Consider the following 12,220-nt stretch of genomic DNA (forward strand, 5'->3'; position numbering starts at 1 on the left):
AACCCCAGTTACGACAACATAATGACGCCAATCGCGTCGGTCGTCCGGCCGGCATCGTGTTGGCCGACCCGGGCGCCCCGCTTGCGGATGCGCGCCGGGTCCGTCGCCTGAACGAGACGCGTTCAAACTTCCCTTGTCTGCCGGGGTGCATGATCCACCGAGCAGGATACTTATTGAGCCGATCAACGCCATGAATCAACTCGTCCGTATGTCCCAGATTGGCGACGCCGAGACCGTCGAGGAGCCGTCGGCCGACCTGCGCGTGCCCTTCGCGCAGTCCGGAGCCTTCGTGTGCAAGTACATTATCGGTGAGCCGAACGACCGAGCCGTCTGTTGCGGGGCACCCGTGTCCGACGGCAAGAGCTGGTGCGCCTATCACCGCCGCATCGTGTTCGAGCCGACCCGGCCCGGCCGCATCCGCTGAGCGAAGCGTCTCTTCGTCCCGGCCGTCACTGTGTCCGCATGACCTGGATGACGGCGGGGGTGATGATGACCACGAACAGCACGGGCAGGAAGAACAAGATCATCGGCACGGTGAGTTTGGGCGGCAAGGCGGCCGCCTTTTTCTCGGCCTCGTTCATGCGCAGGTCGCGACTCTCCTGGCTCAGCACCCGCAGCGCCTGTCCCACCGGCGTGCCGTAGCGCTCCGCCTGGATCAGCGCGGTGGCGACGGATTTCACCGGCTCGAGGCCGGTGCGCAGCACGAGATTCTCGTAGGCCTGCCGCCGGTCGGGCAGAAACGACATCTCGGCGGTCATCAGGGCGAGTTCCTCGGCCAGCACGACCGAGGAGGTGGCGATCTCGGTGCTGACCTTCCGGAAGGCGTTCTCGATCGCCATGCCGGATTCCACGCAGATCAGCGTGAGATCGAGGGCGTCCGGCCACGCCTTTCGGATCTCGGTCTGGCGCTTCTTGGCGGCGTTGACCAGGAACAGCTCCGGCGCCTTGATGCCGGCATAGGCCGCGCCGACCACCAGCCCGAACCGCACGAGGTAGGACGAATCCAGAACCTCGAGCACGAACAGGTAGAACAGGGCCGCGATCACCGAGGCGAGCGGCACGACGAACCGGAAGAACAGGAACGCCGTCTCCGACCCCGGGCCGCGATAGCCTGCCTGCATCAGCATGCGCTTGGCCGTGTCGGTGCCGAGCCAGCGGCGCAGCCGGTACCGCTCGACGATGGACTTCATGTAGGCCTTCGGCTCCACGCGCAGCGTGGCCCGGGTCGCCGGCCCGTCCGCCTTCACCCGCTCGCGCCGCCGGATCTGCTCGCGCTCGTCGCTGACGAGCTTCATCCGCTTGCTGAGCTTGTCGGTTTCCAGGAAGGGCTGCGCCACCGCGTAGGCGGTCGCCGCCGCCGCGACCGCGGTCAGGAGCGTGCCCATGAAGCGGGGATCGAACAGCTTCTCGGCAATGTCTTCGATCATCGGGCGGTATCCGGCAGAGGGCGCACCGCGCCTAGAACTCGAACGCGATCATCTTCTTGATCGTGAAGATGCCGATGGACATCCAGATCGCCGCGCCGACCAGGGCGACCTTACCGGTATCGGTCGTCCAGAGCAGCGAGATGTAGTCGGGGCTCGTCAGGGCGGTGATGCCCGCCACCGCGAAGGGCAGGCAGGCGATGATCGAGGCGGAGGCCTTGGCCTCCATGCTCATCGCCTGGACCTTGCCGCGCATCTTGGCGCGGTCGCGCAGCACCGTGGACAGGTTGTTCAGCGCCTCCGACAGGTTGCCGCCCGACTGCTGCTGGATGTTGATCACGATGGCGAAGAAGTTCACCTCGGCGGTGGGCACCCGCTCGAACAGCCGCGTGCACGCCTCGCCGAGCGACAGGCCCATGGCCTGGGTCTCCACGACGGTCCGGAACTCGCTGCGCACCGGCTCCTCGGCCTCGCGCGAGACCATGCGGAAGCAGTCGCCCACCGGGATGCCGGTTCGGATGCCGCGGACCACCACGTCCACGGCGTTGGGCAGCTCCTTGTTGAACTTCGCGATGCGCTTGAGCCGCAGGTGGCGCAGCAGCCACGCCGGCAGGCCGAAGCCCCCCGCGAAAGCGGCCCCGAGCGCCGCGAGGGCATTGTCGGTGATGACGAAGATCAGCAACCCGAGGACGCCGCCGCTGGCGGCCGAGATCGTATAGAAGGTCCGCTTCGTCCATCCGAGGCCGGCGCGGGCGAGCTTCAGCTCCACGCTGGCCTTCGAGGCGCCCTTGGCCTTCGCCTCGATCTCGCTCAGCGTCTTGGCGACCTGCTCGCGCCGGTTGACCGCGACGCCCCGGGTCGCCGCGCCGGAGGCGGAGACGCTGATCGACTTCAGACGCTTGTTCGCCCGGCGCTCGCCGCCGAGCAGGGGCAGGACAGCCACGTAGGCGACCGCCGCGACCGCGATGCCGATGAGGCCCGCGGCGAGCGGCAGGTTGGAGGCGCCGGCGGCCGCGGCGGGCAGGTCCGGCATGCGCTCAGCTCCTGTCGATGATCTCGGCGGCGTCGAGCGCCTCGCCGAGCCGCTGTTCCAGGCCGTAGTAGCGGGCCCGCTCCCAGAATTTCGGCCGGCCGACGCCGGTGGAGCGGTGGCGCCCGATCAGCTTGCCGTTCGCGTCCTCCCCGACGATGTCGTAGAGGAAGACGTCCTGCGTGGTGATGACGTCGCCCTCCATCCCGAGCACCTCGGTGATGTGGGTGATGCGCCGCGAGCCGTCGCGCAGGCGCATGGCCTGGATCACCACGTCGATCGAGCCGCAGATCATCTCGCGCAGGGTCCGCGACGGCAGGGTGAACCCGCCCATCGAGATCATCGACTCGATACGCGACAGGCATTCGCGCGGGCTGTTGGCGTGGAGCGTGCCCATCGAGCCGTCGTGACCGGTGTTCATCGCCTGGAGCAGGTCGAAGGCTTCCGGTCCGCGCACCTCGCCGACGATGATCCGCTCCGGCCGCATGCGCAGGCAGTTCTTGACGAGATCGCGCATGGTGACCTGGCCCTGGCCCTCCATGTTGGGCGGCCGCGTCTCCAGGCGGACCACATGGGGCTGCTGGAGCTGCAGCTCGGCCGCGTCCTCGCAGGTGATCACCCGCTCGTCGTGCTCGATGAAGGCGGTCAGGCAGTTCAGCAGCGTGGTCTTGCCCGAGCCCGTGCCGCCCGAGATGACCACGTTGCAGCGCGACTGGCCGATGATCTTGAGAACTTCGGCGCCCTCGGGCGAGATCGCCCCGAAGCGGACGAGCTGCTCCAGGGTCAGCTTGTCCTTCTTGAACTTGCGGATGGTGAGCGCCGGGCCGTCGATGGCCAGCGGCGGCGCGATGACGTTGACGCGGGACCCGTCCGGCAGGCGCGCGTCGCAGATCGGCGAGGCGTCGTCGACGCGCCGGCCCACCTGGCTGACGATCCGCTGGCAGATGTTCATCAACTGCTGGTTGTCGCGGAACCGGACGCTGGTCAGCTGGATCTTGCCGCCGACCTCGATGAAGGTCCGGTGGGCGCCGTTGACCATGATGTCGGCGATGTCGTCGCGGGCGAGCAGCGGTTCCAGCGGGCCGTAGCCGAGGACGTCGTTGCAGATGTCGTCGAGCAGCTCCTCCTGCTCGGAGATCGACAGGACGATGTTCTTGAGCCCGATGATCTCCGTGACGATGTCGCGGATCTCCTCGCGCGCCGTCTCGGCATCGAGGCGCGAGAGCTGCGTCAGGTCGATCGCCTCGATCAGGGCGCCGAAGATCAGACTCTTCGTGCGGTAATAATCCTCGGACCGCGCGGTCTCGACGACGACCGGCGCCACCGGTGCCGGACGCGCGACCGGAGCCGCCGCATCGCGCAGGACCGGCGTGGCCGGCGCCGGGGTCCGGGCCTGCGGTATCGGCGGGGGGGCCACCGACGTGCCGCCGGCGTGTCGCCTACCGAACATGGGTCAGCCCTCCGACGCTGACCTGCGGAGCCCGTGGGACGAAGGATCGTATCCGCATCAGGATGCCTTGCGGCCGGCGAGCTTGGCGAGCAGCGGCTCGAGCAGGCTCGGACGTCCCCGCCGGCTCTCCGGACGCCCGAGGGTCATGGCGGCCAGATCGTTGAACAGCTCCGCCACCTTCGATCCGGCCTGGATCTCGGCGATCATCTGGCCGTTATTGGCGGCGGTGCCGAACAGCGTCGGCTCGAACGGGATCGACAGGGCGACCGGGGTCTCCAGGGCCTTGGCGAACTCGGCTGTGCCGATCTCGGGCCGCTTCGGTACGCCGACGCCGTTCAGCAGGACGCGGGGCGGCTGGTCGTTCGGGCGCCCGTGCTTCAGCGCGCCGAGAAGGTTCTTGGCGTTGCGCAGGCAGGCGAGATCGGGACCGGCCACGATCAGGATCTCGTCGGCCGCGGTCAGGATGCGCTTCGACCACGCGTTCCACTGATGCGGGATGTCCAGGACCACGCAGGGTACGCTCGCCCGCATGTGCTCGATCAGCGCGTCGAAGGCCGGCTCGGACAGGTCGATGGTCCGGTCGAGGCTCGCCGGCGCCGAGAGCAGGCTCAGGTTGTCGCTGCACTTGGACAGCAGCCGCTCCACCAGGGCGGAATCCAGCCGCTCGGGGGCGAAGACCGCTTCGGCGATGCCCTGCGGCGGATCTTGGTTGAAGTTCAGCGAGGCGGTGCCGAAGGCGATGTCGAGATCGGCGATCACCGTCTGGACGCCTTGGTTCCGGGCAACCGACCACGCGAAATTGTGCGCCACCGTGGAGGCGCCGATGCCGCCTTTCACGCCGTAGACCGCCACGGTCCGCCCCACCGGCTTGACGCCCGGAGCGGTGAACAGGTCGGAGATCGCCGCGATCAGCGTCAGGGGCTCGACCGGCACCATGAGGTAGTCGGACACCCCGCGCTGGATCAACTGCCGGTAGAGCATCACGTCGTTGAGGTGGCCGATCACCACGACGCGGGTGCCCTCGTCGCAGACCTCGGCGAGGGCATCGAGGCACTCGATCGGCTTGGAGCGCGCGCCTTGGATCTCGATGATGATGACGTTGGGCGTCGGCGCGTGCCGATAGGCCTCGATCGCGGCGGCGCCGCCGCCCATCCGGACCTTGACCTGCGCCTTCTGCATGCGCCGGTCGAGGGCTGCGCCCTCGATCATCGCGGCGGTCTCGCCGGTCTCGCAGAATGCCTGGATGGTGATCCGGGGCACCGGGGCGATCGTGCGCTCGCTCGTCTCGGACAGGTCTGCCATGACGGCGCTTTCGGGTTCGCGTTCGGGGCGCGGCGTCGGGGAGCGGCGGGGCTGCCCGTCCCAACGCCGGCTGTCTCAGTTGGTGACTTGGGACTTCACGGCGGTCTGCCCATCTTGCCGCCATGTGGTTGACGGATCCTTGCCGTCCCGCAATTGCCCGATGTCCCGGACGCGCTTGACCGTATCGATCCGACCCTCGGGGCGGCCGCGCACGAGGTCGACCGGATCTGCGACCTGGGCGGCGACGTTAGACTGCGTGGCGCAGCCCAGGTTCCAGCTCGGCTGGTTGCTGTAATCGTAGGCGAAGCTTCGGGTCCCGAGATCCTGAGGCCAGAGGCCGCAGGCGTCGGATACCTTGGCCTGCATGCGCTGGAAGCTCAGCCGGATCGGCGCGGCGAGGGTCGGGGCGGTGACCACGTAGCCGGTGACGGTGATCTCGCGGACGCCGATGCCGTTCTGCGTCCCGAACCGGCCGAGCACCGAGGCGGTCCGCTGGACGGCGGCCACTTGGTTGGGCGGGACGCCCTGCGGAACCTCCATCAGCAGGGCGCCGCGGCCGTACCGGCGGTATTCGAGCATGAAGGCATCGACATCGGCCGCCTGGCGCGGATCCAGATGCCCCACGCCGGTGGGGAACACGTCGAGGTTGCGGGCCCCGTCCGTCAGGACGATCGGGTGGCGTGCGCGGTAATCCGTCACGTCGATCCCGCCGGTGGTGGCGGGATCGCTCTTGCAGGCCGCCGCGAGGGCGCCCAGCGCGCAGGCGGCGAGCAGGCTCGCGGCGCGGCGCGGCAGGGTGGGCGGGGGACGTCCGGTCATGGTTCCGATCCTGGGGCGCGGCGGTGACGCGGGGCGCTACTCGACGATGAAGCCGACGCGGCCGCGATAGGTGCGTCCGAGCGGCGGCGCGGCGGCCGCCCCGGGGGAGGCGACCTTGCCGTAGAGCCGGTTGATCTGGCCGAGCAGCACCGCCTGGCCGTCGGTGGAATCGACGAAGTTGTCGTCCGGCCGGCTCACCTGCTTCGGTTCCATCGTCCGGGCGATGTAGGGGGTGCACATGATCATCAGCTCCGTCTCCTGGCGCTGGTAGTCGCGGGAGCGGAACAGCGCGCCGAGGATCGGAAGATTGATCAGGCCGGGCAGGCCGGAGATCGCCTGCTTGTTCACCTGCTGGATCAGGCCGGCGGTCATCATCACGCCGCCCGAGGGCAGCTCGACGGTGGTCTCGGAGCGCCGCACCCGGGTGCCCGGCACCGCGACCGAGTTGTTCCCGACGACGTAGGTGAAGTTCTGCTGTGGATCGATCTCGGTCACGTCCGTTGCGACGCGGATCGAGATGCGGTTGTCGGCGAGCACCACCGGCGTGAACGACAGGGCGACGCCGTAGGGCTTGTAGGTGATGCCGGGGGTGCACACGCCGCCCACCGTGCAGGCAGCCGAGGATGGCACCGGGAACTCGCCGCCGGCCAGAAACTTCGCGGCCTCCCCGGAGATGGCGGTGAGCGTCGGCTCGGCCAGGATCCGCGAGACGCCCGCCTGCTCGAAGGCCTTCAGGGTCGCCTGGAGCGAGAAACCGCCCGACTGGATCGAGGCCTGGATCTGGTTGCCGCTCGGAGCCGATGGGTTGATCGGGAACGGCAGGTTGTTGATCAGCGCCGGTGACGTCGCGGAACCGAGCGGGTTCAGCGCCGACCAGTTGCCGGTCATGTTGATCCCGAACTGCTTCAGGACGTTGCGCGACACCTCCACAACGGTGACGCGGAGCATCACCTGGTCCTTGTTGCGGATCGTGAGGTTGTTGATCACGGCGCCGCGCGCGCCCGCGGTGACACCGCCGCTCGGTGCCCCCGCGGCCCCCGCCGCGCCCCCGCCGCCCAGCCCCACGAACGCATTGGCGATGTCGATCGCCTGCTGCGCGTCCGCGGAGGAATTCACCGACCCCGAGAGCAGCACCGAGGCCCCCGAGGAGCGCACGTCGAAGCGCCCGCCCGGGATGCTCTGGCCGAGCAACTCGCGCAGGGTCCCGAGGTTGAGATCCCGCGCCACCGACACGTCGAGGGCGGCGATCTGGCGGCCCTCGGCATCCATGATGAAGATCGAGGTCGCGCCGTCGGCCATGCCGATCACGAAGACCTTGCGGGTCGAGCGAACCACGGCGTTGGCCACGGCGGGGTTGGCCACGAACACCTCCTTGGCGTCCCGCGGCAGGTCGACGATCACGGAGCGGCCGGCGGTCAGCTCGACACGCCGGGTCGAGGCGGATTCCGCGGCGCCGACCGTCAGGATCGGCGCGGGACCGAAGGTCTGGCGGTCCTGCGCGGGGGCCGGTCCGGACAGGACGGTCAGCAGGGCGAGGGCGCCAGCCGCGCGGCCGGCGGGGCGGCCCATCGGGCGCGGGTGGGGGGACGGAGCGGTCATGGCGATCACGGCGTCTGCTGCCGCGCGACGCCGAAGCGCACCACGGTCAAGGCGGGTTCGGGCATCTGCGCCACGGACGCATCGGCCAGCGGCGTGGCTTCGGGCGGCCGCCCGGCATCGGCGAGGCTGCGCAGCGAAAGGGTGAGGGCGCCGACCTTCTGGGCCAGCGCCAGGGTCTCGGCCTGCGCGGGCGTGACGGCCAGCGTCGCGGTCTCGCCGGTCACCACGTTGGTGCCGTTCTTCTCCTGGACCAGCTGCCCGATCGCGAGGACGCGGATGTCGGTCAGGATCGTCTGGGAGAGCTGCACGTCGCTGTTGTTGGCCCGCGAATTGGACTCGTCGCGGAACGTGCGGATCACGTCGACGCGGTCGTTCGGGAGGATGAAGCCGCCGGCCGAGTTGGTGCCGCGGCTGTCGGTGACGATGGCGACGGCGCGCATGCCGGCCGGCAGGATCGCCGCCATGAATCCGCTCTCCGGGCGCACGAGCTTCTGCGCGCGGATCGGCTCGCCCGCCAGGAAGCCTGCGCGCACCGAGGCGCCCACGGTCTCCTCGAGGGCCTTGGGGTTGATCTTGCGGGTCACGTAGCCTGCCGTCACGGCGCTGTCCGGCCAGGGTTGCCAGCGCAGATCCGCCGCCCGGAGAACCTGACCCATGGGCATGTCGATGGCGGCCACGAGCACGTCGGTCATCGGTTGCGGCGGCGCCTCGGCCTTCGGCGGCGGAGGCGGCGGTGGCGGATCGCCGCCGCTCATCAGGAAAGCCGCCCCGGTTCCCGCCGCGAGGGCGATACCGAGGACGGCGAAACGGGCTGGGTTCATCGCATCGCCACGCGCCGGAGACGGCCGAATTGCCGTCCATGACCCGAACCTGCGCGGGGATTCGTGTAATTATGGTTAAGGTATTATAACCTCTGGCGTTGTCGCCGGTCCGGAAACGGGGCGCCCGAGAAGCGCGTCACAATCCGCAGGATCCTTCAGCATCCGCCCGAACTCGGCCGTGGTGCATCACCGCTTCGTGACCTATCGTGCCACCGGAACCGCCTCAGAAGCGGGCGCTCGGGCGAACCGGGGGGAAACATGATCAGGACATTCGGCAGCGCGGTTTTGGCGGCTGCCCTCGCGGGGACCGCACTCGGCTCCGTACCGGCGGCCGCGCAGGGGACCTTCTCGGACAATGCGGTCCGGATCGGCATCCTCAACGATCAATCCGGCCTCTACGCCGAGTATGGCGGTCAGGGCTCGGTCGAGGCCGCCCGCATGGCGGTGGAGGACATGGGCGGCAAGATCGGCAGCGTGCCGATCGAGATCCTCTCGTCCGACCACCAGAACAAGCCCGACATCGCCTCGGCGATCGCCCGGCAATGGTACGACCGCGACAATGTCGACGCGATCATGGAGCTGACCACGTCCTCGGTGGCGCTGGCGGTCCAGGGCCTGTCCAGGGAAAAGAAGAAGATCACCATCACCACCGGAGCGGCCACCAGCGACCTCACCGGCAAGGCCTGCACGCCCTACGGCTATCACTGGGCCTTCGACACGCGGGCGCTGGCGGTGGGCACCGGCGGCGCGCTGACCCGGGCGGGCGGCGACACGTGGTTCTTCCTCACCGCCGACTACGCCTTCGGCTCGGCGCTGGAGGCCGACACCAGCAAGGTGGTGCTCGCCAACGGCGGCAAGGTGCTGGGCAGCGTCCGGCACCCGCTCTCGAACCAGGACTTCTCGTCCTTCCTGCTCCAGGCGCAGGGCTCGAAGGCCAAGGTGATCGGGCTCGCCAATGCGGGGCTCGACACCTCGAACGCGATCAAGCAGGCCGCGGAATACGGCATCGTCGAAGGCGGCCAGAAGCTCGCGGCCCTGCTGTTCACCCTCTCGGAGGTGCACGGGCTCGGCCTGAAGGTCGCGCAGGGCCTGACGCTCACCGAGGGCTGGTACTGGGACGCCAACGACGAGACCCGGGCCTTCGGCCAGCGCTACATGAAGCGCACCGGCCGGATGCCCAACATGATCCAGGCCGGCACCTACTCGGCGGTCCTGTCCTACCTGAAGGCCGTCAAGGCGGCCGGCACCGACGAGACGGATGCGGTCAACGCCAAGCTCAAGGCGCTGCCGGTGGACGACGTCTTCGCCCATGGCGGGATCGTCCAACCGAACGGCCGCATGGTGCACGACATGTACCTGTTCGAGGTCAAGAAGCCGGCCGAGTCGAAGGGCCCGTGGGATCTCTACCGGCAGCTCGCCACGATCCCCGGCAAGGAGGCCTTCGCGTCCCCGGCCGAGAGCGGCTGCCCGCTGACGGCGGCGAAGTAGGGTTTAGGACTCGTCGAACACCGCGCTGTGCGAGCCGATCCGAGCGCCAAGGCGGCGCTCGGATCACCGGCCTCGCGCCGCCTTGGCGCTCGCAACGAACCCTCTCACCCCGCCCAGACGCGCCGGTACAGCGCCACGATCTCGTCGGCGCTGGGCTCCAGCGGGTTGTTGGCCGGGGAGCCGGAGGCCAGCGCCTGGGCCGCCATGGTGGGAAGCAGCGCCTCCCAGCGGGCCGGGTCGATCCCGTATTCCTGCGGCCCCGGCACGTCGAGGTCGTCGTTGAGCGCCTCCAGTTCCGACACCAGGGCCGAGACCGCGGACCGGTCGTCGGTGTCCGGCCCGGCGATCTTCATGGCGCGGGCGCAGGCCGCGTAGCGGTCGATGGCGGCCGGGGCCGAGAAGGCCGTGACCGCCGGCAGCAGCATCGCGTTCGAGAGCCCGTGGGCCACGTGGAAATGTGCCCCGATCGGCCGGCTCATGCCGTGGACCAGCGCCACCGAGGCGTTCGAGAAGGCGATGCCCGCCTGGGTGGCCCCGAGCATCATCGCCTCCCGGGCCGCCCGATCGCCCGGATCGGTCCAGACCCGCCGCAGGTTCGGGGCGATCAGGCCCATCGCCTGAAGTGCCAGCCCGTCCGAGAACATGTTCGCCTTGCGCGAGACGTAGGCCTCGATGGCATGGGTCAGCGCGTCGATGCCGGTATCCGCCGTGAGCCGCTTGGGCTTGGTGAGCGTCAGCTCGTAATCCACCAGCGCCGCCACCGGCAGGTAGGCGAGTCCGATGCACAGCATCTTCTCGTCGGAGGCCTCGTCGGTCACGATGGTGAAGCGGGTGGCCTCCGAGCCGGTGCCCGCGGTGGTGGGGATCGCCACGATCGGCAGGCCGGGCTCGTCCTGCTGACGGGGCGCCTTGTAGTCGCGCATGTGGCCGCCGTGGCGGGCGAGCACCGCCACCGCCTTGGCGGTGTCCATCGGGCTGCCGCCGCCGAAGCCGACCACGCAGTCGAAGTCGCCCGCCTGCAGGGCGGCGAGCGCCGCCTCCACGGAGGCGACGGTCGGGTCCGGCACGGTCTCGGAGAAGATCGTCGCCTTGGCGCCCGCCCTGGTCAGCCGTTCCAGCAGCGTGTCGGTGCGTCCGCTGCCAGCGAGGTAGGGGTCGGTGACCACGAAGGGCCGCGACAGGCCGAGCTGGCCGAGCACCTCCGGCAGGAGCCGCGAGGCGCCGGCGCCGACGCGCATCAGCCGGGGCAGGGCGATCGAGGCGACCATCTCTTGATCCTTCCACCCGGCGCGTGACCTGACCTGCCGGAGCCGGCCGATCTTACGGCGCCGGCGGATTCCGCGAAACCGTCCCGGCTTACACCGCCGGCCCGGCGAACAGCGCCCCCGCGGCCTTCACCTCTCCGGCGATGAACCCCGCCACGGCGCGGATATGGGCCGCCTTCCGGTGGTCCTCGTGGATGTGCATGTGGAACGAGCGCGTCAGCGAGACCGCCTCCGGCAGCACCGGCACGAGGCCGGGATGCGCCGCCGCGATGAAGGCAGGCAGGATGCACAGGCCGGCTCCGCCGAGCGTCGCGTGGACCTGGGCCAGGAGGTTGGTCGAGCGCAGCCGCGCCGAGACCGCGGGGCCGAGCGCCCCGAGGTAGTTCAACTCGCGGGTGAACAGCATGTCTTCGATGTAGCCGACGAACGGATGGGCCGGCAGGTCCGCGAGTTCGGCGATCGGCGGCGCGGCCGCGCGGTAGGATTCGGCCGCGTAGACGAACAGCCGGTAATCGGTGAGCCGGCGTGCCACCACCCGGGCCTGCTGCGGGCCGGAGAGGCTGATCACGATGTCGGCCTCGCGCTTGGACAGGCTGAAGATCCGGGCGGTGGCCATGATCTCCACCTCCAGCCCCGGATGGCGGGCGGTGAGCCGGTGCATCCGGGGGGCGAGGAACACGCTGCCGAAGCCGTCCGGCGCGCCGATCCGCACCGTGCCGGAGACCGCCTGGGCCGCCCCCGTGGCGGCGCTCGCCGACAGGAACGCGCTCTCCATGGCCTCGGCGACGCCCAGCAGGTTCGCCCCGTCCTCGGTGAGCGCGTAGCCGAGATTGCTGCGATGGAACAGGCGGGCGCCGAGACCCTCCTCCAGGGCGCGGATCCGCCGGCCGACCGTGGTGTGCTCGGTGCCGGTGCGTGCTCCGGCGGCGCTCAGGGTCCCGGTCCGCGCCACCGCGAGGAAGAAGCGCAGGTCGTCCCAGTTGGGCCCCGTCCTGGCCATGGCCGCACTCCCGCTGTGCATC

At 69.8% G+C, this 12,220-nt stretch carries 11 protein-coding genes; 2 read left to right on the plus strand and 9 right to left on the minus strand.

The annotated features are described in order from the left end of the window. Positions 1 to 190 precede the first annotated feature (190 nt). On the plus strand, positions 191 to 424 hold the full coding sequence (locus PQI07_RS13170; protein WP_020095642.1) for a GcrA family cell cycle regulator: 234 nt from the start codon (positions 191 to 193) through the stop codon (positions 422 to 424). Positions 425 to 449: 25 nt separating this feature from the next. Here the strand turns inward: PQI07_RS13170 and PQI07_RS13175 are convergent, their stop codons facing one another. The 7 genes from PQI07_RS13175 to cpaB all read right to left on the minus strand — a co-directional run bounded on the left by PQI07_RS13175 (position 450) and on the right by cpaB (position 8,445). Then, entirely contained in the window at positions 450 to 1,427 is a 978-nt protein-coding gene (locus tag PQI07_RS13175; RefSeq protein WP_274926760.1) for a type II secretion system F family protein, read from the minus strand. A 31-nt stretch (positions 1,428 to 1,458) separates the two neighbouring features. Further along, positions 1,459 to 2,457: a type II secretion system F family protein gene (locus PQI07_RS13180; RefSeq protein WP_043385699.1), complete on the minus strand. Its 999-nt coding sequence runs from the start codon at positions 2,455 to 2,457 to the stop codon at positions 1,459 to 1,461. 4 nt (positions 2,458 to 2,461) lie between these two features. Further along, the gene (locus PQI07_RS13185; RefSeq protein WP_274926761.1) at positions 2,462 to 3,904 is read right to left on the minus strand and encodes a TadA family conjugal transfer-associated ATPase; all 1,443 of its coding nucleotides are present in this window, start codon (positions 3,902 to 3,904) and stop codon (positions 2,462 to 2,464) included. Between the two features lie 57 nt (positions 3,905 to 3,961). Beyond that, positions 3,962 to 5,206 (minus strand): CpaE/TadZ family protein, encoded by a 1,245-nt coding sequence (locus PQI07_RS13190; RefSeq protein WP_043349286.1) that lies wholly within the window; start codon positions 5,204 to 5,206, stop codon positions 3,962 to 3,964. Between the two features lie 75 nt (positions 5,207 to 5,281). Next, positions 5,282 to 6,025, minus strand: a complete 744-nt coding sequence (locus PQI07_RS13195; protein ID WP_051044735.1) for a CpaD family pilus assembly protein — start codon at positions 6,023 to 6,025, stop codon at positions 5,282 to 5,284. A 36-nt stretch (positions 6,026 to 6,061) separates the two neighbouring features. Further along, a complete protein-coding gene (locus PQI07_RS13200) occupies positions 6,062 to 7,624 on the minus strand; it encodes a type II and III secretion system protein family protein (RefSeq protein ID WP_391526965.1) in 1,563 nt (520 codons plus the stop codon). A 5-nt stretch (positions 7,625 to 7,629) separates the two neighbouring features. After that, positions 7,630 to 8,445, minus strand: coding sequence for a Flp pilus assembly protein CpaB (gene cpaB / locus PQI07_RS13205; protein WP_043349290.1), 816 nt, complete (start codon positions 8,443 to 8,445; stop codon positions 7,630 to 7,632). 258 nt (positions 8,446 to 8,703) lie between these two features. Between cpaB and PQI07_RS13210 the strand changes: the two genes are divergently transcribed. Then, positions 8,704 to 9,933 carry an ABC transporter substrate-binding protein gene (locus tag PQI07_RS13210; RefSeq protein WP_043385708.1) on the plus strand — a complete coding sequence of 410 codons (1,230 nt, stop codon included), beginning with the start codon at positions 8,704 to 8,706 and terminating at the stop codon, positions 9,931 to 9,933. A 104-nt stretch (positions 9,934 to 10,037) separates the two neighbouring features. On the opposite strand, the gene PQI07_RS13215 is transcribed toward PQI07_RS13210, so the two are convergent. Next, positions 10,038 to 11,201, minus strand: a complete 1,164-nt coding sequence (locus tag PQI07_RS13215; protein ID WP_179697174.1) for an iron-containing alcohol dehydrogenase — start codon at positions 11,199 to 11,201, stop codon at positions 10,038 to 10,040. A gap of 88 nt (positions 11,202 to 11,289) precedes the next feature. Continuing rightward, a complete protein-coding gene (locus tag PQI07_RS13220; RefSeq protein ID WP_274926762.1) occupies positions 11,290 to 12,198 on the minus strand; it encodes a LysR family transcriptional regulator in 909 nt (302 codons plus the stop codon). Positions 12,199 to 12,220 lie beyond the last annotated feature (22 nt).

Origin of the sequence: Methylobacterium sp. 092160098-2 (genome assembly GCF_028920805.1) — a bacterium.
Classification (GTDB): Bacteria; Pseudomonadota; Alphaproteobacteria; order Rhizobiales; family Beijerinckiaceae; genus Methylobacterium; species Methylobacterium fujisawaense.